We start from the raw sequence: 21306 nt of genomic DNA on the forward strand, positions 1-21306 counted from the left end.
GAATCTCACAAAACACCGAAAGCTATCACATACCCAATTTGCTGAAGCGAGGCCAGCTGGCCACGACTCAGTACCCGAATTTCTTGACGACCATAGAGCATTGGAACCACCTGATCCCATCCCGAACTCAGCAGTGAAACGATGCATCGCCGATGGTAGTGTGGGGTTTCCCCATGTGAGAGTAGGTCATCGTCAAGATTAAATTCCAGAACCCCTGTTTGCTTGCGCAGACAGGGGTTTTGTTTTAGTAGAAGTCCACGAATTTCACTGGGACGTTGCCAACGCAACGATCTGGTACACAGAATTTCTTGACGACCATAGAGCATTGGAACCACCTGATCCCATCCCGAACTCAGCAGTGAAACGATGCATCGCCGATGGTAGTGTGGGGTTTCCCCATGTGAGAGTAGGTCATCGTCAAGATTGAATTCCGAAACCCCTGTCTGCTAGCGCAGACAGGGGTTTTGTCGTTTATGGCGTTTGCTTTGGCCACACATCCGCTCAGATAACCCGCGGCCTATGATCAATGGCCAACCTTCTTGAAAGACTGCAAGACTTTGCAGTTTCGGGCACCTTACCGGGACCACCGGTCGGTTTCCCACTCAAAAAGAGGATCTTTCTCACAAAACCTTAAGATTCCACTTCATTTGGCCGAAAGCCTGATGAGCCATGCGTGCACCGATTTAGGGCGACCCAAGCGTCCACCTATGCGTTACATGGATGTTCCACCCTGCACGCTCCCCCCCTTTGGCAAAAGAAGTCGATGAAATGAATCTAAAGTTCAGTCATAAAATTCTGTTGGCCGCGTCAGGCGTCGTCGTCCTGGCTTTCGCTTTATTCACGCTGTACAACGATTATCTGCAACGCACCACCATCAAGCAAAACCTGGAGTCTTCCATCCAGCAATCCGGTGAGCTCACCGCAAGCAGTGTGCAGAACTGGCTCAGTGGCCGTGTGTTGGTACTCGAAAACCTGGCGCAAAACGTGGCTCATCAGGGGAGCGCTGCAGACCTTCCTGGCTTGGTGGATCAACCCGCGCTCACCTCGAACTTCCAGTTCACTTACGTCGGCCAAACCAACGGCGTGTTCACCCAACGCCCCGATGCAAAAATGCCCGACGGTTATGATCCGCGCCAGCGCCCTTGGTACAAGCAAGCCGTGGCTGCTGACAAAACCATGCTGACGCCGCCTTATATGGCTGCCGTTGGCGGACAGATCGTGACCATCGCCATGCCGGTGAAAAAGAATGGCGAGTTGCTGGGCGTGGTCGGCGGTGACCTGAGCCTGCAAACCCTGGTGAAGATCATCAATTCGGTAGACTTCGGCGGCATCGGCCATGCGTTCCTGGTCAGCGGCGACGGCCAAGTCATCGTTAGTCCTGATCAGGACCAGGTGATGAAGAACCTCAAGGACATCTACCCAGGCACCCGCGTAAGCATCGAGAAGCTAAACCAGGATGTTGTCCTCAACGGCCAGGATCGCATTCTGTCCTTCACCCCTATCAGCGGTTTGCCGGGTGCAGACTGGTACATCGGCTTGTCGATCGATAAAGATAAAGCCTACGCCCCTCTGGGTAAATTCCGCACGTCCGCGCTGATTGCCATGCTGATTGCCGTGGTGGCGATTGCAGTGCTCTTGAGCCTGCTGATCCAAGTGCTGCTACGGCCGCTGACAACCATGGGCGTTGCCATGCAGGACATCGCTCAGGGCGAGGGTGACCTGACCCGCCGCCTGAATGTGACCAGCAAAGATGAGTTTGGCGAGGTAGGTAGCGCGTTCAACCAGTTCGTCGAGCGTATCCACGCCTCCATTTCCGAGGTTTCCTCGGCAACGCGCCAGGTGCATGACCTGTCGCAGCGCGTAATGGCGTCGTCCAACGCCTCGATCATCGGTTCTGACGAGCAGAGTGCGCGCACCAACAGCGTCGCGGCGGCAATCAACGAACTGGGCGCCGCTACCCAGGAAATCGCGCGTAACGCAGCCGATGCTTCCCAGCACGCCAGCGGTGCCAGCGAGCAGGCTGACGATGGGCGCAAAGTGGTGGAGAAAACCATCCTGGCGATGTCGGAACTGTCGCAAAAGATTAGCCTGTCCTGCACCCAGATCGAGACTCTGAATGCCAGCACCGATAACATCGGCCACATTCTTGATGTAATCAAAGGCATCTCCCAGCAGACCAACCTGCTCGCGCTCAACGCCGCGATCGAGGCCGCCCGTGCCGGGGAAGCTGGCCGTGGGTTTGCCGTGGTCGCCGATGAAGTGCGTAACCTGGCTCACCGTACCCAGGAGTCGGCCGAAGAAATCCACAAAATGATTACTTCGCTGCAAGTGGGTTCGCGTGAGGCGGTGACCACCATGAACGCCAGCCAGACCTCCAGCGAAGAGAGCGTCGTAGTCGCCAACCAGGCCGGCGAGCGCCTAATCAGCGTGACCCAACGGATTGTTGAAATCGACGGCATGAACCAATCGGTCGCCGCAGCCACCGAGGAGCAGACCGCCGTAGTGGAAACCCTCAACGTCGATATCAACCAGATCAACCTGTTGAACCAGCAAGGCGTGGTCAACCTCAACGAAACGTTGAAAGACTGCGACGCACTGTCCCAACAGGCCAACCGCTTAAAACAACTGGTCGACAGTTTCAAGATCTGACCCCGATGGCAGAGGAGTGAGGCCTCTCGCTCCTACTGCTTAGCCAAGCATCTGTCGGACATTATCCAATGCGCCGTCGGCGAAGCTCTGCATAAAGTGTTCGAACCCTTCCTGCGCGGTATCGACCGGTTCGCCGATGAGCGTCCAGGTCGCCCTGGAACAGCCTGAATCCATTGCTTCCACACGCATTGCCGCCCACAGGCGGGCCACGCCCAAGGTGTTGTAGACGGTGGTCCAGGTCATGTACATGGCCTCTTCGTCACGGCTGTTGAGTTGCTCCACGGCACAATGGCCATCGTGGAAATACTTCGTGCGCAAAGCGCCTACACCGGTGCCGATTATTTCAATGTGCGACAAGGCGGGAATGAACGCATCAAAGCCTGCAAACTCACCCACCAAGCCCCACAGCCTGGCGGCCTCGCAGGCGACTACGACAGAGGCCACGACTGGCGTGCCCCGGGGGTTGCGGATCAATGTATCGGGTTGCAACGGTTTCATGAGGTTGTCCTGAAGCGGTTCAAAGAAAGCCGATGGCCTTGAGGTAGTCGCAGCCTTTGCCTAACAGCGCGGGGCTTTTCTCGGGGTACGGTGTGCCCATTTCTTCCACGCCCCGGCGTGCATTGTCGTGACGGATCATCGACGTATCGCCGATGTCTTCACCCAACCCGTCCAGGTAAAAACCCAGCACGCCAAACAGTGCGTTTTCGCGGCCCACTGTTCGCAGTTGCCGTTGCCATTGCGCAACACTGACCCGGTCGAATGTGTAGCCGGCGTCGCTGAATGCATCGAGGTACTGCTCCCAGCTCAAGGGTTGTGGGTTATGCAGGTTGTACACGCTGCGCCCGGCTGCAAAATGTGTGCAGTGGCGCGCGATAAAACGCGCAAAAAAGTCCACCGGCATTAGGTCGAAGTTCACCTCTAAACGGGGGACCAGGCCCAATTGCAGCGAGCCCTTGAGCATCAGCATCAGGCGATTTTTCTGTGGTTGGCAAACACCGCTTTGGCTGTTGAAGCTGATATTGCCCGGACGATAGATATTCACCCAGGCGCCTTGCTCCAGCGCACGGCCCGATAGCCGTTCGGCCACCCATTTGGACAGGTTGTAACCATTTTTGATGTAGATCGGCAGCGTTGCCGCCGCCGGCGACTCCAGGACCTGTCCCGTGGCGTCGATGGCGCTGCATGCCGACAGTGTCGAGATGAAGTTGAAGACCTTTTTGCTGTGTGTTTCACACAGGCGCATGCATTCCAGTACGGGGTCGACGTTGTCTTTCACCAGCGCCGCGTAGTCCATCACATGATTGACCCGCGCCGCGTTATGCACCAGCGCGCCAAAGTCCCTGGCGAGGCGCTCGTACACCTCACCTGCCAAGCCCAAGCCAGGCTGGCTGATATCGGCGGCGTACACTCGCACCCGGCTCTGGTCCAGATGTTCCAAGCGGTATTCATGCAACGCCTGGGTGAACCGTACCGGTGCCGACTGGTTCGGCAGTTCCCGCACCAGGCATGCCACTTCCGTAGCACCGCGGGCCAGCAACGCTTCGACGATGTGTACCCCGATAAAACTGTTGGCGCCCGTCACGATCACTTTGCGGCGGTCACCGGCGCAGGCCTCGGGCAGCACCTCAAGCGCCGGTTTGCGCTGTGCGTCTTGAACCGCCTGGCCGGAGGGTGCTTCGGCGCGCGGGCCGTCCTCCAGCAGCGTCGCGAGTGTACGAATGGTCGGCATTTCAAAAAAGCTGTTTAGAGGCAGACTGCGACCAAATTGTTCGCGAACCCGTAGCAGCAGGCTCGACAGCAGAATGGAATGGCCGCCGACGTTAAAGAAGCTGTCATCGATGGACAACGTCCCTGCGGGAAGCTGCAACAACTCATTCCATAGCCGCACCAGTTCAACCTGCAGCGGCGTTTGTGCGGCCTCTGCGGTGCGATTCGACGGGGGCGCCGCCGGCAGTTGCAACAAGGCCAGGCGATCGACTTTACCGTTGCCCGCGTAAGGCATGCCGGCTAATTCGATCCACCGCTCGGGTTGCAGGTAGTCAGGCAGCCACTGCCTTGCGTACTGCTTAAGGGCGTCTATCGTGGCGCCAGGCTCCGGCTGGGCGACCACACCGCTAATCCTGTGATCACCGTCGATCACCACCGCCACCTGACGAAACAGCCGGCTGGCGCGCAGGCACTGTTCGATCTCCTGGGGCTCGACTCGAAACCCCCGAATCTTCACTTGCTCGTCCCGACGCCCGCCCAGTTCGATGCCGTCGGCGGTCCACTTTGCGCAATCGCCGCTGCGGTAGGCGCGCAAGGACTGGCCGCCCGACAATGCCAGTTCGACAAAAGGGTCGTCGCGCCGTTGTGTTGCGTTCAAGTACCCCAGGCTCACGCCGGTCCCCACGATGTACAGCTCGCCCATCACCTGCTCGTCCACCGGCTGCAAGTGCTCATCGAGTATCAGCACCTGGCTGTTGGCGATGGGGCGGCCGACGTTGCGATTGCTATCCCCAGGCCGCAACGTCCGATGGGTGACCAGTACCGTGGCTTCGGTGGGGCCATAGAGATTGTGCAACTGGCACTGGCCGGCCAGTCGTTCGATCACATAGGGCTCACAGGCGTCGCCGCCGGTCAGCAGGTGTGCCAGGCCCAGCGGTTGATCCAGTGGCAGGATGCTGAGCAGCGCCGGCGGCAGGAAGGCATGGGTGATACGTTGCTGGCGGATCAGCTCCAACAGTTGCTGCGGGTCGCGTCGTTGCGTCTCGCTTGGGACAATCAACTCGGCGCCGGCAATCAGGCTGGGGAAGATATCCATCACCGAGGCATCGAAGCTCAACGAAGCGAACTGCAACACCCGGCTCTGCTCATTCAGCCCCATGCAACCGCCGAACCAGGCGGTGAAATGGGCCAGGTTGCCCTGGCTCAGCAGCACGCCTTTGGGGCGGCCGGTGGTGCCCGAGGTGAAGAGTGCCATACACGGTGCATCGGGGTTGGGGCGATGCCGCAGCAGCGGCGGCAACGTGTCGCGCTGATCGATTGCACTGACATCCAATGAAACGAAGCCATCGCGCAGTGGGTGGCGGCCATCATCCAGCAACACCCTGGCTCCCGCGCTGTCCAGCATGGCCTGTTGGCGTTGCGGTGGATGGTCAGGGGCCAGTGGCAGGTAAACCGCGCCGCAGCCCAGCACCGCAAGAATACTGGCGTACAACGCGGTTGTTTTTTCCAGGCACACCCCGACCACCGGCGGTGCCTCGACGCCTTCCAGCAGTGGGCCGAGCCGTTGCTGGATCGCCCGTGCTTGAGTGTGCAATTGCCGATAGGTCAGCACGCGGCCGGCAATGTTCAGCGCCGGCCGTGTGGCGAAGGTGAGCAGGCTGGCCTGCAATCGTTCGATCATCGGCACCTGCGCCGCCTGTAGCAGTTGCACGTCGGTCGTGTGATTGAACCGATGCACAAACGCCAGCGCTTCGAGCCTTTGCAAGCCGTGTTCGGGCCAGGCATTGGCGCCGGCCCCTGCGGGAAAATACTCAGGGTCGCGGGCGAAGCCGCTCACCAGCACAGCGACCCATTCCACCAGCGCAGTTACCGCTCGCAGGCGCAGTCGCTGGCCATTACCGCTGGGCTCTTCGACAAGGTCCAACACGACCCCCCAGCGTTGGCCAGCGTCATACGCGCGCAACTGTAGCTGCGGCAACCCGTACTCCGTCAGCGGGCCGACGCCCAGGCGCAGGCTGATGCGTGGAGCGGCGGCCAGGTGTGTCGGCAGTGACGCACTACCGTCCTCAATTACCAGGTCGGCAGCGTCATGACTCGACAGATGACCATATTGCTCCAGCTCCAGCCTCAGCGCACCGAGGGCATGGCTGATACCGAACCATCCAATTGTCAGACGTCTCATGCCGCTCTCCCGGCCACTGGCAGATAGTCGGCCAGTGCCTGGGCTACGCTCGGTGTCTGCAGCAAGCCGCTGTGCTGCAGAAAGCCCATGATGTTGCCGATCAGCGGGTGGTGGCGGGTGATGGGGAAATCCAGTGCCGCCATGTCGGCCCTCAGTGCATGGCGAACGTCAGTGCTCACGTCCAACTGATCGATCAGTTGCAGGTCGAAGGATTTTTGCAGCTCGTTGGTCAGGTAGTGCTTCAGGAAGATGGGCAAGACAGGGGCAATGCTGTCGCGCTCATCCGGGCTTGCCGCCTGCCAATAGAGGCGCACCAGGCGCGTCCAGAACTGCCCATGGCGCCCTTCGTCGAACAGGTGATCGGCCATCAAGCCACGGATGGAAGCCTTGACGCTGTGGTCCTTGGAAAACGCCGCCACGTCATGGGTCACGGTGTTCTCGGCGATGGCCACGCCAATCAATTCCACCGCGTCGCGCAGGTGCGCCGGGGCCTGTGCCTGCGCCGCCGGCAGGGCGCGGCTGAGTTCGATTTGCAGGGGCAGGTCCAGTGGCGGTATGCCGGTCATTTCCACGGTCTGTTGCAGGAAGTCTAGTGCGACCAGGGCGTGATAATCCTCGTCCACCACGACGGTCATCGCGTCGTAGCGACACACAAGGGGGAAGGGCAGCGCGAAACGGTTTTTGGCAATGTTGCGCGCGGTCTTGTCGACGATCTCGGTTTCGAAAATCACCACGTCATTGATGAACTTGTAGAAGCTTTGCAGCAGCACGAAGTCGCGCCACTGCGGGCAATGCTCAAGAAAGGTCGTGCTGAGGACCAGGGGCTGGCGGCAGAGCGGATAGATCAGCTTGTCGTCGTTTTCCAGCAGGCGGCGAGGGCGCGTGCGGATGGTGGCGCGGCGTTCCCAGTCTTCGGCGATGGAACGGTAGTCGGCGACGTTCATGGGCGCACCTGTTGCAGCAAGGTACGCACGTCGTCCCAGAGCTTAATGCGGTTTTCCACGGCGTTGATCGCGGTTTCAACGGCTTGTTGCTGGTACTCGGGAGCGCTGAGGGTCAGGCCTTGGAGCATCCTCTGTGCCGCTGGCTCATGGCCTTGGGTGTCCAGTTCGATGTGGCGGTTGAGGTAGTAGCCCAATGTAGGCGCTTGGCGATCGATGATTTCACTGCCCTGCAACAGCCGTTCGAACATGCTTGGGATAATACTTTCGCGGCCGTGCAGGAAGGCGGCGGCCACACAGTGGGTGGGCGCATTCAACGCGATGTGCAACGTGCTCGCGACGAAGCGGGCCACGCCGGGCAGGACATCGACCTGACCCAAGGCGGCATTGGCCCCGACGCCCCGCCGTTGCAGCGCGATGAAGGTATCGATGGCGTGGGTACTGGCGCCCACTTCGAGCATGGCTTCCCGGTACAGCTCGAAGTGACTGCAATGACCGCGCCTGGGGTGTTCGTCCGACTCCTCGCCCAGCACGATTTCGTTGATCAGGCGGGCGGCTTGCTGGTCGCTCGGTGGGAGCCAGGGCAACTGCGTACACGTCAGGTCCCGTTGCAGGCGTTTGGTGAGGGTCATGAAGTCCCAAACGGCAAATACATGGTTCTCCATAAAAAGTTGTAACTTGCCAAGTGAAGTTATTTCTTCAAATAACGGATGACTGCATAACTGCAGCTTTTTTTGTTTAAGTAGAACTTGATACATGGTTGATGCCTATAAGTTGTTACGACTGCTCTGAAAACAGTGATGGGCTTTTGCAGCCAAAAAGCAGACAGGTAACGGTTTAGCCAAGCCACGCGCGCAGCGCTGCCCAAACAGGGGTTCGTGCAGGCGGTTGAGGTGTTTGGTTTATTGAAGAGTGATAATAAGCTGATTAAACGTTTGGGCGAGCTTATAAATGTATTAGATGTTTTTTCGAAAAGATTCCGGTTGTGGGTAAGTTGTATTGTTAAACGTGGGAAGTTTCCCGGGCATTACGCAGTCGAATAGTGTTAACCGGGGCATCTTGACGCGGGGCTTTCCCAGGAGGAAGACAGCCCCGCAATGCTTAAAGGGTGAATTCGGCGGAAAACCTTACTTGCCGGCCGCCTCAAGGCCCTTTAGGTATGTGCTGATGACCTCCATGCCTCGCATTAGGTGATTGCGCAGCGTCAGGATGCTTTCGGCGACCTTCTTCTGCGCCACCAGGCTCAGCAGTTCGCGGTGATCTTCCTGGGACGTCTCGCCCAACCCCATCGCCTCAAGGTTGAAGCGCAGGAAGCGCTCCTCTTCATTCAAACCGTGTTCGACCAACGTGAGTAGCCGCCGGTTGGGCGCCTTGCCATACAGCGCCATGTGGAACAGGCGGTTGAGCCGGCCAATCTCGGTATAGTCTTTCTCCTGCTCCAGCGCCGTGATGAAGGCATCCGCCTGGGCAATGTCGTCTGCGCTGAGCAACGGAATCGACAACCGCAGCGCTTCGGATTCCAGCAGCATGCGCAAGGCGTAGGTCTCGGCTGAATTGTCTTCGATCAGCGGTGCAACCACCGCACCCTTGTGCGTCACGACATGCAGCAACGACTGGGCTTCCAACTGCCGAAGGGCTTCACGCACGGGCATGCGGCTGACGCCGAACAGGCTGGCCAGCTCTTGCTGGCGCATGGCGGTACCACAAGGCAAGCGGCCATCAAGGATGGCATTGCGCAAGGTTTCTTCGATTACGGAACGAGCAAGATGGGCGGGAATAGGCCCGCTGACCTTGATACTGCTCAAAGGGCTCGGCTTTTGCGTCACGGCTACGCTAGCCTCCTTATAGAATGGGTATGGCTTATTGGATCCAATGCACACTAGAGATTGCCTACAGGCTTGTCAAACGAGCAAGGTTTTCGGCTTGTAAGCGGCTAAACACGCGACTCTGAGCGCCCACATCATGCTTTTGCGGTGTCTTACACGCCGGTGTCAGATTGCGCTGAATTGAACACTTCACCGCCCTCGTTTATTCCATTGCCAGCGCCCAGCGCAGGTGATCGGCGCTACATTCCTATCTATGCATATTCACTAATGGTATTTAAAGTGCCGTTCTTATGCCTATAAAGTCACTCTCCTGTCCGACCGGGAGTGAATTCATGTCCGCCACCTCTACTGTTCCAACAGCGACCCCTAACGCCCAAACCTTCGAGATTCGTCCACTCCCCGGCAGCGTGGGGGCCGAGATCATCGGCCTGGATTTGTCCCGTCCGGTCAACGACGAGGATTTCGCCCGCATTCACCGCGCACACCTGGATCAGCATGTGCTGATCTTTCGCGACCAACGCATCACCCCCCAACAGCAGATCGCCTTCAGCCGCCGCTTTGGCGTGCTGCAGATCCATGTGCTCAAGCAGTTCCTGCTGGCCAACCACCCGGAAATCCTGATCGTCTCCAACATCATCGAAAACGGCCAATCCATCGGCCTGGGTGATGCGGGCAAATTCTGGCATTCGGATCTGTCCTATAAAGAACTGCCCAGCCTGGGCTCGATGCTGCACGCCCAGGAACTGCCAGCCGAAGGCGGCGACACCGTGTTTGCCGACATGCACAAGGCCTGGGACCAACTGCCCGCGCACCTACGCAAAGCCATACACGGCCGCAGCGCCGCGCACTCCTACACCGCGCGTTACAGCGAAAGCAAATTCGAAGGCAACTGGCGCCCGACGCTGACCCCCGAGCAGCTCACCCAAGTCGCCGAAGTGGTCCACCCGATTGTGCGCACCCATCCGGAAAACGGCCGCAAGGCGCTGTTCGTCAGTGAAGGCTTCACCACCCGCATCATCGGCCTGCCGGAAGATGAAAGCCGCGACCTGCTGGCCCAGCTCTATGCCCACAGCGTGCTGCCGGAAAATATCTACCGCCATCAATGGCAGCCCCACGACCTGGTGTTCTGGGACAACCGCTCGCTGATCCACCTGGCTGCCGGTTGCCCGAGCCATCTGCGCCGCAAGCTGTACCGCACCACCATCCAGGGCGACGCGCCTTTCTGATTCGGAGCATGACCATGTCCAGGAACATTCCATTTGCACGGCTGGCCGCAACGCTCGGCCTGGGTATCAGCCTGTTGGCCGGCAGCCTCGTCGCCCCAGCGGTTGCGCAGGCTGAAGGTGAGATTCGCATTGCCGAGCAGTTCGGCATCGTCTACCTGTTGCTCAACGTGGTACGCGACCAGCACCTCATCGAAAAATACGGCAAACAGGAAGGCCTCGATATCAAGGTCGACTGGACCCAACTCTCCGGCGGCGCGGCCGTTAATGATGCGCTGCTCTCCGGCTCCATCGACATCGCCGGTGCCGGCGTCGGCCCGCTGCTGACCATCTGGGACCGCACCCACGGCAAGCAGAACGTCAAAGCCGTTGCCTCCCTCGGTAACTTTCCCTACTACCTGGTGAGCAACAACCCCAAGGTCAAGACCATCGCCGATTTCACCGATAAAGACCGCATCGCGGTGCCTGCGGTGGGTGTGTCGGTGCAGTCGCGCTTCCTGCAATACGCGGCCGCCAAGCAGTGGGGCGACAAGGAATTCAATCGCCTCGATCAGTACACCGTCGCCGTCCCGCACCCTGACGCCACGGCGGCGCTGATCGCCGGCGGCACCGAGTTGACCGGGCACTTTTCCAACCCGCCGTTCCAGGACCAGGCCCTGGCGAACCCCAATGTGCATGTGGTGCTCAATACCTACGACCTGCTGGGCCCGAATTCGCCGACGGTGTTGTTCGCCACTGAAAAATTTCGCAACGACAACCCGAAAACCTACCAGGCCTTTGTCGACGCGCTGACCGAAGCCGCGCAGTTCGCCCAGAACGACAAAGGCGCCGCCGCCGACACTTACATCCGCGTGACCAAGGCCAAGATCGACCGCGCCGAGCTGCTGAAAATCATCGACAACCCGCAATTCGAATTCAGCGTCACGCCGAAAAACACTTACCCGCTGGCGGAATTCCTCTACCGCGTCGGCGCGATCAAGAACAAGCCTGAATCGTGGAAGGACTACTTCTTCCAGGACGCCAAGCCCCTGCAAGGAAGCTGAGATGAACGCGCCCTTGCCAGGCCACGCGGCCAGCAACCTGTCCGCTGCCGCCGCGCTGCTGGCGGTGGATAACGTCAGCCTCGAATACCGTACCCCCGAGCGCGTGGTGCGGGCCACGCACCAGGTCAGTTTCGAAGTCGACCCGGCCGACCGCTACGTATTGCTCGGCCCGTCGGGTTGCGGCAAATCCACCTTGCTCAAGTCCATCGCCGGGTTTATCCAGCCTTGCGAAGGGGAGATCCGCCTGCTGGGGCAGAAGGTCGAACGCCCCGGTCCTGATCGCATCGTGGTGTTCCAGGAATTCGACCAGCTGCCGCCATGGAAAACCGTCAAACAAAACGTGATGTTCCCGCTGCTGGCGTCAAACACCCTCAAGCGTCGTGCAGCCGAAGAACGCGCGCTGCACTACCTCGACAAAGTCGGCCTCAGCGCCTTTGCCGACGCCTATCCGCACACCCTCTCCGGGGGCATGAAAGCCCGCGTGGCCATCGCTCGCGCCCTGGCCATGCAGCCGAAAATCCTGCTGATGGACGAACCCTTCGCCGCCCTCGACGCCCTGACCCGCCGCAAGATGCAGGAAGAGTTGCTGCGGCTCTGGGAGGAAGTGCGTTTCACCTTGCTGTTCGTCACCCACTCCATCGAAGAGGCGCTGGTGGTGGGCAATCGCATCTTGTTGTTGTCGCCCCATCCGGGACGGGTGCGCGCGGAAATCCACAGCCATCAATACGACCTGCACAGCCTGGGCGGCGTGGAATTCCAGGCATCGGCGCGAAGGATTCATCGCCTGCTGTTCGATGAAGCGCCCGAAGCCGAACGTGAGTTGGGCTTCGCCGATGTCCGCATCGCTTACTGAAGGGGCCCGCTCATGCGCCAGGAATATGAAGTCACCCTCGAACCGCTGCTCAGCGTCCCCGTGGAACGCGAGCTGCCCCTGCGCCAGCGCCTGTGGCAACAAGGCTGGTTGCGCAAAGGCTTGATCCTGATCGTGCTCGCGATCCTCTGGGAAGCGGTTGCGCGCTACCAAAACAATGACCTTTTGTTGCCGAGTTTTCTGCAGACGTTTCACGCGCTCTACGACGGCCTGCTCAGTGGCGAGTTGTTGGGTAAAGTCAGCATCTCACTGGTGGTGCTGATCAAGGGCTACCTGATCGGCATCCTGCTGGCATTTGCCCTGACCACACTGGCGGTGTCGACCCAACTGGGCCGCGACCTGCTCAGCACCCTGACCTCAATGTTCAACCCGCTGCCGGCGATTGCGCTGCTGCCGCTGGCGCTGCTGTGGTTTGGCCTGGGCCAGAACAGCCTGATTTTCGTGCTGGTGCATTCGGTGCTATGGGCATTGGCGCTCAACACCTACTCGGGGTTTCTCGGCGTGTCCGAAACCCTGCGCATGGCCGGTCGCAACTATGGGTTGAAGGGCATGCGCTTTGTGCTGTTCATCCTGATTCCAGCGGCACTGCCGTCGATCCTCGCCGGCCTGAAAATCGGCTGGGCATTCGCCTGGCGCACGCTGATCGCCGCCGAACTGGTGTTCGGCGCCACCAGCGGCAAAGGTGGCCTGGGCTGGTACATTTTCCAGAACCGCAATGAGCTGTACACCGACAAGGTATTCGCCGGGCTGGCGGTGGTGATCCTGATCGGCTTGCTGGTGGAAAATTTGGTGTTCGACACCTTCGAGCGATTGACCGTCAAACGGTGGGGCATGCAGCGCTGAGGCTGGCTTGATCAATGAGTGATCAGACTTGCTCCCGCCGGCGTGTAGGAGCGTTCCTGATTTTTGTCCCGTTGAACGATCAACAAGCCTAGGCATTAACCTTTCGACGGTTAACCTTAAGAGACTTCGTTATGTCCGTCGAAAATCCCTACGCTGCTCCACTGGCCGATCTGAGTCAGTCAGCCGCTGATCAACCGATGTTCTTTGTTGTTGCGCCGCGCAAATTGTTGCTGATGATTTTGCTGTCCCAAGGTTTGTACATGGTTTATTGGAGTTACAAACAGTGGGCCTATTATCGTCAGGCAACCGGTGCCCGCATTTGGCCTTGGGCCCGAGGCTTTTTTGCGGTGTTTTTCTTTTACTCGTTCGCGATGAAGGTACGGCGAAAGTTTGAACTGACCAATACGCCGCATCGCTGGTGGCCACGGAGCCTGGCGCTTGGGTTGACCTTCAGCGCACTGCTGCCGCAGGCCTATGTCTGGTTTGTAGCGCCGATGACAGCACTGAAACTCAACCTCTGCCTTTTGATCGTCTATGCAGCCCTGGCGGTGCAGCTTCAGCATGCGGTGAATCGTGTTGAAGATGACGCGGAGGGCAAAGCCAACCATCGACTGACCTGGGCCAATGGCATCTGGATACTCATCGGGATGAGTTTCTGGGCGCTGACGACATTTTTGGCGCTCAACCCACCCGGGCCGTACTGAGTTTTTTCGCTGCGCTAAACACGTGTCCATGCACGGTGGACACGTGTTTCCAAAAAGCATTTTCCAGACACGCGCCTTCAAGGATTGCGCAAAAACACCACATACCCCCGAAACCACTCACTCCCCTTCAAATACCCCGGCGTTTCCCATTCTCCGCCCTGAATCAAGCCGATCTTGAACGGCAGCCCCAGCCGATTCATCCGTGGCAGATACGCCGCGTAATCCGGGATGCTCTGGCGCCCCTGGTACGTCTGCACCACCACTTCATCCACCACGCCGTTGAGCTGGGCGATGGCGGTCGGGTCGGCGTTGCTGCTCCAGTCCATCAGACCGGTGATGCTCAGGCGCAGGTCGGCGGGCAGGCGCTGGCGCAGGTCGCGCAGGAAGCCGGCGTATTCGTGCAGGTACTGGGTGCGGGCGTCGAAGTCGATCTGGATGCCGATCACCGGGTTGCCGGCGTCGCGCCAGCGTTGTACCTGGCCGAGCAACTGGGTGTAGACCCGGTCTGGCCAGCGTAGGGTGTGGGCGCGGTAGACCAGCCAGATGTCGCCCTGGGTGATGCGCGGCACACTCATGCCCTGGGCGATCAATTGCACGCCGCGTTGGGGCGCGCGGCGGGTGGCGTTGATCTGGCCCTGGAGGATGTACAGGGTTTTCGCCTGCTTGAGCACCGGCTGTGGTGTGACGCCGCTCCACAGCCAGAAGGCGTCATAGTCGCGGGCGTCGACGGCGCCGAAGGCCGGGCTTGCCAGCAACAGCAAGCCGAGCCACAACGGTTTCACCAGTAGTACTGCAGCGATTTGCCCCACTGCGTGTCGGCAAAGCCCGTCTTGAGCTGGCGGAACCAGGCCTTGCGCACGGCCGGCGTAACGTCTTCGCCGCCGCAACTGTTGTAGCCAGACGGCGCGTAGCAATTTAGGGCGCGGAACAGCGCGTAGGCCTTGTCGGCCTTAGGTGCCTTGGGGGTGCCGATCACCTGTTGGTAGCCGTCGAGCCGCGAGAAGGTGTCGCCCTTGAAGTCCGATGGCGTGCTGCCCAGGCTGCCGGCGGCGCGTGCCTGCTCAAGGGGCATGCTATCGAGGTTGTTGCGCAGGATGAACTCGCCGAAGCAGTTCAGGCCGTGTGGGTTTTTCGCGTCGTTCTGCAAGGTTGCGGCGGTTTGCGCAATGCTCGGGCAGGCGTAGCCGGATTCGGCCTTGTCGCCGTTCCACTGGAACAGTTTCAACGTCTGGCCGGCGCTGTAGACATAACCCAGGCTGGTGCCCAGCTTGTCGTCCGGGGCCGACGCCGGCAGTTGCTTGAGGTCGTCGTCGAAGGTGGCGAACTGGCCGCGCAGCAGGTCTTTATAGAGCAGCACGAATTGCGCGGTCTGGCGCTCCAGCGGGTCGTGCGCCTGGGCGATCTGCTGGCGCAGCAAGTCCGGCCCGGCGCTGTTGCGCAGCAGGATGTAGCGCACGTGTTTGGCGCTGATCGGCGAATCGGCGGCGAACACCTTGGCCAACTGGCCGCTGCGTTCGTAATTCATCGCCAGTGCCAGCTCCAACTGGTCGCGTTGCAGCGGTTGCTTGGCCAGCGGCAGCAGTTGCAGCCAGAGTTTTTCGGCGGCTTTCCAGTCTTGCTTGGCTTCCAGGGCCAGGCCGCGCAGGGTCTGTTGGCTGAAGGCGAAGTAATCCGGGTTCGAGGGCACGTCCTGGGGCAGGTGTTTCAACGCGCTGTCGGGTTGATGCTCGACGTACAGGGCATACGCCGCTTGCAGGTAGTCGAACAGCGCCGGTTCGTCGGCAAACACGGCTTTTTGCCCATCGAGGTCGGCGCGGATGAGGGTCGGCGGCGTATGCGCGCGCATCAGCATCAGGTCGCTGACGAGCAGGATCATCGGGTTCTTGACTGCCTTGCCGTTGACCATCAGCAGCTTGAGGTCGGCTTCGGCCACCAGCTCATCCACCGACACATTGCGCTGGGCGTCGGTGGCCTGGGTCAATTGCCAGGCATAGGCCTCAGCGAGCTTGGCGTCATCGTCCGCCAGCCAATACACCCGGCGCAGCAGGCCACGGGCGGAGGCGACATAATCACCCTGTGGATAAGTCTTCAGGTAACCGAGGAAGCCTGCTTCGGCGTCGCTCAGGGCGGACTTATCCACATGCTCGAGTTGCGGCATGCCGTATTCGTCGAAGGCGTCGGCCTGCGCCTGGTTCAGTGATGTCCGCGCGGTCATGTACAGCGCGGTTTCCTTCAGCCAGGGCAGATGACTGCTGCTGGCGCCGGCAAAACCGCGCTCGGCGTCACTGAAGCGGCCGCTGTAGAAGTCGGCGGCGGCTTGCAGATAAGTTCGAAGCAGTTGGCCTTCGGTGGATTGGATCTGCTGTGCGTCCACCACTTGGCCTTCCCAGGAGCAGGCCGTGAGCAATTGCAAACGCGCCTTCACCAGCAACTCGCGCTCGGCCGCCGGCATGTCGGCCTTGATCACCTGGCGGATAAACGCGGTGGCGCTGTCATCGTCGTTGCTGCGGCAGCGGCTGCCTTCGCCATTCAGGAAGTCAGCACCCGCGGATTTGTATTCGTCGCGCTTGAGGCCCAATGGCTGGAGCAGAGTATCGAGTTCGGCGCTGGGTGGGGCGTGCGGCGTGCTATCCGGTTCGGCCGGTGTGGCGGCGATCGGCACCAGGCGGTACACCGGGAACGGCACCGGACCGAAGCCTTGGGACAGGTCGTCCTCGCTCAAGGCGTTCGGCGCCAGGGGCGCGGCTTTTTTGTCGGCCAGCAACAGGCGCAGGTTGGTTCGGCTGTCATTGCCGGGGCTCAGGAACGGCAGGTTGTTGCACGTGTCCAGGCTGTCCCGCGAGACCCTCCAGTCGGGGTAGCACGAGTCGTCGGAGCTGGCGAGTGCCGGCTGGGAGAGACCGGCGAGCAGTGCCAGTGCCAGGGGTGACAGAAAACCGATGCGCATGACGTGTCCTTGATCCTGAATCCTTGGAGGGCGCCAATCATAACGTGATCCGGCGAATGCTTCGGCGAAGGCCTACAAAAATTGCTGATTTGTCTGACTGGGGGTAGTGGCAATTTAACTCCGCTGCCCTAGACTGCGCACATCGTCAGGGAGGTCGTGTGTATGAAGCAGTTATGTAGATCGGTACTGGGTTTTTGCTGCCTAGTGAGCCTGACGCCGATGGTCATGGCGGACGATCCGCTGTTGGACCACGCGCCCGCCGCCGCCGTCGGCGCCGATAGCGAAGCCCGTGGCGTATTGCGCGCCCGTGACCAGGCGATGCTCGCCAGTGAATTGTCGGGCCGTATTGTCGAGTTGCCGTTCAGCGAGGGCGAGTCGTTCAAGAAGGGCGACACCCTGGCGCGTTTCGATTGTTCGGCCTACCAGGCCCAGCTCAATGCCGCCTCGGCCGCCAGCCGTGGCGCCGGCGAAGAGCTGGCCCACAACAAACAACTGGCCGCGCTGAATTCGGTCGGCCGCTTTGAAGTGGCCCGCGCCGAAGCCAAACTCACCGAAACCCAGGCCCAGTCCCAGGTCTATCAGGTACAGGTCAAGCGCTGCAGCGTGCTAGCGCCGTATGACGGTCAGGTGGTGCAGCGCAAAGTCCAACGTTATGAAAGCGTCTCGGCCGGTGCGCCGCTGCTGGAAATCGTCGACAACCGGAGCCTGGAAATCCACTTGCTGGTGCCGTCGCGCTGGATGAGCAAACTCAAGCCCGGGCAGACGTTCAGCTTCACTCCTGACGAAACCGGCCAAGCATTCAGCGCCACCGTCAAACGCCTTGGCGCCCGCATCGACGAAGGCAGCCAGACCCTGCTGTTGGTCGCAACCTTGCCCAATGCCAGCGGCTTGATGGCAGGCATGAGCGGTACCGCTCACTTTGCACAACTGCAATGAACGCACCGATGACGGGCAATGCCGAGCGGGTATTCGCGCAGTTTCTCGAATTGGAACGCCAGACCCGCGCCGCCCAGAGCACTGAGCAATTGGCCTATAGCCTGGTTAACGATGGGCAACCGTTGTTCGGCTACCGCCATGCGGCGCTGTTGATCGCCGGCAAGGTGCGGGCGGTGACGGCGGTGAGTAGCGTCGACCCGAATGCGCCGTTTGTGGCCTTCGTCGAGCAGGCCGTGGCGCAATTGCCCAAACACGGGCTGGGTCAGACCGCTCGGGAAGTGCCGGCTGCGCAATTGAGTGAGCAGGTCCAGGCCGACTGGCAGAGTTTGTCCGCCGGCCATGTGTTCTGGTTGCCCCTGATCGACCCGCAAGGCCGCGTGTTCGGCGGTGTGTGGCTGGCGCGGGATACCCCCTGGAACCCGGCCGAGCAGGTGCTGCTGGCGCAGTTGGGCGATACCTACAGCCATGCCTGGCGCGCCCTGCAACCGCGCCAGCCATGGCGGCTGCGCCTGACCCGCAAGCGTCAGGTGCTGGTGGTGGTCGCGTTACTGTTGATGCTGCTGATTCCGGTGCGTCAATCGGTGCTGGCGCCCGCCGAAGTGGTGCCGTTGGCCGGCCAAGTGGTGGCAGCGCCGCTGGACGGGGTGATCGCCGAGTTCCTGGTCAAGCCCAACCAGACGGTGAAAACCGGCGACCTGCTGCTGCGCTTCGAAAGCACCACCCTCACGGCCCAGGCCGATGTGGCGGCGCGTGCCCTGGGCGTGGCCGAAGCGGAGCTCAAGGCCAATTCCCAACGCGCCTTTGCCGATGCCGAATCGAGTTCGCGTATCGACTTGCTCGCCGCACGGGTCGAGCAAAAACGCGCCGAGCGTGACTACGCCCGCGAACTGCTCAAACGCAGCGAAGTGCGCGCGGAGCGTGACGGTATCGCGGTGTTTGCCGACGCCGAACGCTGGACCGGCAAACCGGTGCAGACCGGCGAGCGTCTGCTGCAGATCGCCGATCCCAACCAGGCGGAGTTGCGCATCGAACTGGCGGTGGGCGATGCCATCGCATTGGCGCCTGACGCCCAAGTGGCGCTGTTCCTCGACAGCGACCCGTTGCAGCGTCACCTCGCCACCTTGCAACGCGCCGCCTACGAGGCGCAGCCCACACCCGGCGGGCAACTCGCCTATCGCCTCGATGCGCGGTTCGATGAGGCGCCGCCACGCATCGGCCTGCGCGGCACAGCGAAGCTCTTCGGTGAGCGCGCGCCCCTGGCCCTGTACCTGTTGCGTCGACCACTGGCCGGCCTGCGCCAGAGCGTCGGCCTCTGATGAACCTGCCCCCACTGCGTGAAGACCTGCAGCTGTCCAGTGCCGGCGCGGCCCTGGACGGCTCGCCGCGCTGGACCCTGGCCGACCCGGTGCGCGGGCGTTACTTCAAACTCGGCGCCACCGCCATTCGCCTGCTGCGACATTGGTCCCTGGGCGATCCGCAACACGTCCTGCAAGCCGCCAACCGTGAGCCGGGCCTGCCCCTGGGCGACAGCGAAGTGGATGAGCTGCTGAGTTTCCTGCGCGCGCATGACCTGATCGCCGCGCTGGACCCGCAGCAACGTGCCAGTTACGCCTTGAAGGCCGCCGCCCGTAAGCAAAGCCTGTGGCAAATCCTGCTGCATCAATATTTGTTCTTCCGCATCCCGCTGTGGCGCCCGGACGCGTTTCTCAACCGCGCCTGGCCGTGGCTGGCGCGGTTTGGGCCGGGGCTGTTGCGCTACGGCTTGCCGCTGACCCTGGGCCTGGGCGTGTTTCTGGTGGCGCGCGACTGGCAGCGCTTTCTGGCGACGTTTCCGCACCTGTTCAGCCTCGGCGGTGCCCTGGCATTTGGCACGGCGTTGTTCTTCGCCAAGCTGTGCCATGAGTTCGGCCATGCTTTTATGGCCAAGCGTGCCGGGTGCCGGGTGCAAAGCATGGGTGTGGCGTTCATGGTGTTGCTGCCGATGTTCTACACCGATGTGAGTGACGCCTGGCGCGTCAATGATCGTCGCGCGCGGTTGCTGATCGGCGCCGGTGGGGTCATGGCCGAGTTGCTGCTGGCCTGTGTGGCCTTGCTGGCCTGGTCGCTGTTGCCGGACGGCGCGGCGCGCACGGCGGCGTTCATGTTGGCCAGTGCGACGTGGCTGACCACCCTGGCGATCAACCTCAACCCGTTCATGCGCTTCGATGGTTACTTTCTGATCAGCGACCTATGGGGCGTCGACAACCTGCAAGGCCGCGCCTTCGCCCTTTGCCGCTGGCGCCTGCGCGAGTGGTTGTTCGGCTATGGCCAACCGGCGCCGGAACCCTGGGCGCCGAACATGCAGCGGCGTCTGTTGTGGTGGGGTTACCTGGCGTGGTTGTGGCGGGCGGCGCTGTTCCTGGGGATCGCCTTGGCGGTGTATCACCTGTTCTTCAAGCTGCTCGGGATCTTCCTGATGCTGGTGGAACTGGTGTGGTTCATCTGCCTGCCGATCTTCAAGGAGTGGCGCGAATGGTGGAGTCGCCGCAGCCAGGCCCATGCGCCCCGAGTGCTGCTCAGTGGCCTGGGCCTGGTGTTGATCGTGCTCGCCTTGGTGGTGCCGTGGCGCAGTGCCGTGGAGTTGCCGACCATGCTCGAGGCCGGGCGCGCCAGTGCCTTGCACGCGCCGGTGGCGGCGCGGGTGAAACAGTTGCGGGTGGTGGATGGGCAAGTCGTGACCCAGGGCCAGGTGCTGATCGAATTGGAATCGCCGGACCTGGACGCACGGCAAAGCATCGTGCGCCGCGAAGTGCAAATTTTGCAGTTGCAGATGCGTCGCCAAGCCGGGCGCAGTGAAACCGCGGCGGACGCTGGGATCAACGATCAGCGCCTGTCCCAGGCCTTGGCCGAATACCGCGGGCTCGCCGCCCAGCGCGAACGCCTGCTGTTGCGCGCGCCCCATGCCGGCACCGTGCGCGACGTGCTGCCGCAATTGAGCGTGGGCCGCTGGCTGTCGCCGAAAGACCCGCTGGCGCAAGTGGTCGAAGAGGGCGCACGCCTGCGCGGTTATCTGGAGGAGTCCGAGCTGTGGCGGGTGACGCCGGGGGCGAGCGGGCGGTTTATCGCCGATGACCCGATGCGCGCCGCCATCCCGGTGGTGTTGACCGACATCGATGCCAACGGCGTGGCCTATCTGGACCAGGAAGCCCTGACCTCCGACCACCACGGGCCGATTGCCGTGCGTCGTGACGAAAACCAGCGCCCGGCGCCGGTGCAGGCGCAGTACGGTGTGCGGTTGCGCAGTGCGCAACCGATCGCCACCCCCCATCAACCGCTGCGCGGCGTGGTGGTGTTGCAAGGGCGCAGCGAGTCGGTGCTGGGCGTGGCCTGGCGCCGGGCGGCGGCCTTGGGCGTGCGGGAAAGCGGGTTCTGACGGGGCGCATCGGTCGCGCGTT

16 protein-coding genes and 2 rRNA genes are annotated in these 21306 nt (G+C 61.3%); 11 read left to right on the forward strand and 7 right to left on the reverse strand.

Going from position 1 to position 21306, the window contains the following annotated elements:
- The first annotated feature begins 82 nt into the window (after window positions 1–82).
- The 3 genes from rrf (P3S72_RS01570) to P3S72_RS01580 all read left to right on the forward strand — a co-directional run bounded on the left by rrf (P3S72_RS01570) (window position 83) and on the right by P3S72_RS01580 (window position 2649).
- Window positions 83–198 (forward strand): 5S ribosomal RNA (rrf, locus tag P3S72_RS01570).
- A 109-nt stretch (window positions 199–307) separates the two neighbouring features.
- Window positions 308–423, forward strand: a 5S ribosomal RNA gene (gene rrf / locus P3S72_RS01575).
- A 345-nt stretch (window positions 424–768) separates the two neighbouring features.
- A complete protein-coding gene (locus P3S72_RS01580; protein ID WP_276195695.1) occupies window positions 769–2649 on the forward strand; it encodes a methyl-accepting chemotaxis protein in 1881 nt (626 codons plus the stop codon).
- Window positions 2650–2688: 39 nt separating this feature from the next.
- Here P3S72_RS01580 and P3S72_RS01585 read toward each other — a convergent pair whose 3' ends face one another.
- The 5 genes from P3S72_RS01585 to P3S72_RS01605 form a co-directional block, all read right to left on the reverse strand.
- Entirely contained in the window at window positions 2689–3147 is a 459-nt protein-coding gene (locus P3S72_RS01585; protein WP_276195696.1) for an SRPBCC family protein, read from the reverse strand.
- Between the two features lie 19 nt (window positions 3148–3166).
- Window positions 3167–6538: an amino acid adenylation domain-containing protein gene (locus P3S72_RS01590; RefSeq protein WP_276195697.1), complete on the reverse strand. Its 3372-nt coding sequence runs from the start codon at window positions 6536–6538 to the stop codon at window positions 3167–3169.
- Window positions 6535–7482, reverse strand: a complete 948-nt coding sequence (locus P3S72_RS01595; RefSeq protein WP_276195698.1) for a diiron oxygenase — start codon at window positions 7480–7482, stop codon at window positions 6535–6537. Before P3S72_RS01595 ends, P3S72_RS01590 begins: the two co-directional genes overlap by 4 nt.
- Window positions 7479–8237, reverse strand: a complete 759-nt coding sequence (locus P3S72_RS01600; RefSeq protein ID WP_276195699.1) for a DUF3050 domain-containing protein — start codon at window positions 8235–8237, stop codon at window positions 7479–7481. Before P3S72_RS01600 ends, P3S72_RS01595 begins: the two co-directional genes overlap by 4 nt.
- A 369-nt stretch (window positions 8238–8606) precedes the next feature.
- Window positions 8607–9305: a GntR family transcriptional regulator gene (locus tag P3S72_RS01605; protein ID WP_276195701.1), complete on the reverse strand. Its 699-nt coding sequence runs from the start codon at window positions 9303–9305 to the stop codon at window positions 8607–8609.
- Window positions 9306–9637: 332 nt separating this feature from the next.
- Here P3S72_RS01605 and P3S72_RS01610 point away from each other — a divergent pair, with 332 nt between their 5' ends.
- The 5 genes from P3S72_RS01610 to P3S72_RS01630 all read left to right on the forward strand — a co-directional run bounded on the left by P3S72_RS01610 (window position 9638) and on the right by P3S72_RS01630 (window position 13989).
- Window positions 9638–10531 (forward strand): TauD/TfdA family dioxygenase, encoded by an 894-nt coding sequence (locus tag P3S72_RS01610; protein WP_276195702.1) that lies wholly within the window; start codon window positions 9638–9640, stop codon window positions 10529–10531.
- Window positions 10532–10545: 14 nt separating this feature from the next.
- Window positions 10546–11571: an ABC transporter substrate-binding protein gene (locus P3S72_RS01615; RefSeq protein ID WP_276195703.1), complete on the forward strand. Its 1026-nt coding sequence runs from the start codon at window positions 10546–10548 to the stop codon at window positions 11569–11571.
- A gap of 1 nt (window position 11572) precedes the next feature.
- Window positions 11573–12424, forward strand: coding sequence for an ABC transporter ATP-binding protein (locus tag P3S72_RS01620; RefSeq protein WP_276195705.1), 852 nt, complete (start codon window positions 11573–11575; stop codon window positions 12422–12424).
- Window positions 12425–12436: 12 nt separating this feature from the next.
- Entirely contained in the window at window positions 12437–13285 is an 849-nt protein-coding gene (locus P3S72_RS01625) for an ABC transporter permease (protein ID WP_276195707.1), read from the forward strand.
- Window positions 13286–13416: 131 nt separating this feature from the next.
- The gene (locus P3S72_RS01630; protein ID WP_276195708.1) at window positions 13417–13989 is read left to right on the forward strand and encodes a hypothetical protein; all 573 of its coding nucleotides are present in this window, start codon (window positions 13417–13419) and stop codon (window positions 13987–13989) included.
- 77 nt (window positions 13990–14066) lie between these two features.
- Here the strand turns inward: P3S72_RS01630 and P3S72_RS01635 are convergent, their stop codons facing one another.
- Both P3S72_RS01635 and P3S72_RS01640 read right to left on the reverse strand, forming a co-directional pair.
- Window positions 14067–14771 carry a DUF3142 domain-containing protein gene (locus P3S72_RS01635; RefSeq protein ID WP_276195710.1) on the reverse strand — a complete coding sequence of 235 codons (705 nt, stop codon included), beginning with the start codon at window positions 14769–14771 and terminating at the stop codon, window positions 14067–14069.
- A complete protein-coding gene (locus P3S72_RS01640) occupies window positions 14768–16936 on the reverse strand; it encodes an outer membrane assembly lipoprotein YfiO (RefSeq protein ID WP_276195711.1) in 2169 nt (722 codons plus the stop codon). Before P3S72_RS01640 ends, P3S72_RS01635 begins: the two co-directional genes overlap by 4 nt.
- Before the next feature lie 162 nt (window positions 16937–17098).
- Between P3S72_RS01640 and P3S72_RS01645 the strand changes: the two genes are divergently transcribed.
- The 3 genes from P3S72_RS01645 to P3S72_RS01655 are packed head-to-tail and all read left to right on the forward strand — an operon-like array spanning window position 17099 to window position 21284.
- Window positions 17099–17872 (forward strand): efflux RND transporter periplasmic adaptor subunit, encoded by a 774-nt coding sequence (locus tag P3S72_RS01645; protein WP_276195712.1) that lies wholly within the window; start codon window positions 17099–17101, stop codon window positions 17870–17872.
- Window positions 17869–19188: an HlyD family efflux transporter periplasmic adaptor subunit gene (locus P3S72_RS01650; RefSeq protein ID WP_276195714.1), complete on the forward strand. Its 1320-nt coding sequence runs from the start codon at window positions 17869–17871 to the stop codon at window positions 19186–19188. The genes P3S72_RS01645 and P3S72_RS01650 overlap by 4 nt, the downstream gene beginning before the upstream one ends.
- Window positions 19188–21284, forward strand: coding sequence for a biotin/lipoyl-binding protein (locus tag P3S72_RS01655; protein ID WP_276195715.1), 2097 nt, complete (start codon window positions 19188–19190; stop codon window positions 21282–21284). The genes P3S72_RS01650 and P3S72_RS01655 overlap by 1 nt, the downstream gene beginning before the upstream one ends.
- Window positions 21285–21306: the final 22 nt, after the last annotated feature.

Origin of the sequence: Pseudomonas sp. D3 (assembly GCF_029320995.1) — a bacterium.
In the GTDB taxonomy this organism is placed as follows: domain Bacteria; phylum Pseudomonadota; class Gammaproteobacteria; order Pseudomonadales; family Pseudomonadaceae; genus Aquipseudomonas; species Aquipseudomonas paraveronii.

Bases quoted from the DNA above. Each gene is read 5' to 3' on its own strand.
- P3S72_RS01580 (WP_276195695.1), top strand. From the start codon at position 769: ATGAATCTAAAGTTCAGTCATAAAATTCTGTTGGCCGCGTCAGGCGTC.
- P3S72_RS01585 (WP_276195696.1), bottom strand. From the start codon at position 3,147: ATGAAACCGTTGCAACCCGATACATTGATCCGCAACCCCCGGGGCACG.
- P3S72_RS01590 (WP_276195697.1), bottom strand. From the start codon at position 6,538: ATGAGACGTCTGACAATTGGATGGTTCGGTATCAGCCATGCCCTCGGT.
- P3S72_RS01595 (WP_276195698.1), bottom strand. From the start codon at position 7,482: ATGAACGTCGCCGACTACCGTTCCATCGCCGAAGACTGGGAACGCCGC.
- P3S72_RS01600 (WP_276195699.1), bottom strand. From the start codon at position 8,237: ATGTATCAAGTTCTACTTAAACAAAAAAAGCTGCAGTTATGCAGTCAT.
- P3S72_RS01610 (WP_276195702.1), top strand. From the start codon at position 9,638: ATGTCCGCCACCTCTACTGTTCCAACAGCGACCCCTAACGCCCAAACC.
- P3S72_RS01615 (WP_276195703.1), top strand. From the start codon at position 10,546: ATGTCCAGGAACATTCCATTTGCACGGCTGGCCGCAACGCTCGGCCTG.
- P3S72_RS01620 (WP_276195705.1), top strand. From the start codon at position 11,573: ATGAACGCGCCCTTGCCAGGCCACGCGGCCAGCAACCTGTCCGCTGCC.
- P3S72_RS01625 (WP_276195707.1), top strand. From the start codon at position 12,437: ATGCGCCAGGAATATGAAGTCACCCTCGAACCGCTGCTCAGCGTCCCC.
- P3S72_RS01630 (WP_276195708.1), top strand. From the start codon at position 13,417: ATGTCCGTCGAAAATCCCTACGCTGCTCCACTGGCCGATCTGAGTCAG.
- P3S72_RS01640 (WP_276195711.1), bottom strand. From the start codon at position 16,936: ATGCGCATCGGTTTTCTGTCACCCCTGGCACTGGCACTGCTCGCCGGT.
- P3S72_RS01645 (WP_276195712.1), top strand. From the start codon at position 17,099: ATGAAGCAGTTATGTAGATCGGTACTGGGTTTTTGCTGCCTAGTGAGC.
- P3S72_RS01650 (WP_276195714.1), top strand. From the start codon at position 17,869: ATGAACGCACCGATGACGGGCAATGCCGAGCGGGTATTCGCGCAGTTT.
- P3S72_RS01655 (WP_276195715.1), top strand. From the start codon at position 19,188: ATGAACCTGCCCCCACTGCGTGAAGACCTGCAGCTGTCCAGTGCCGGC.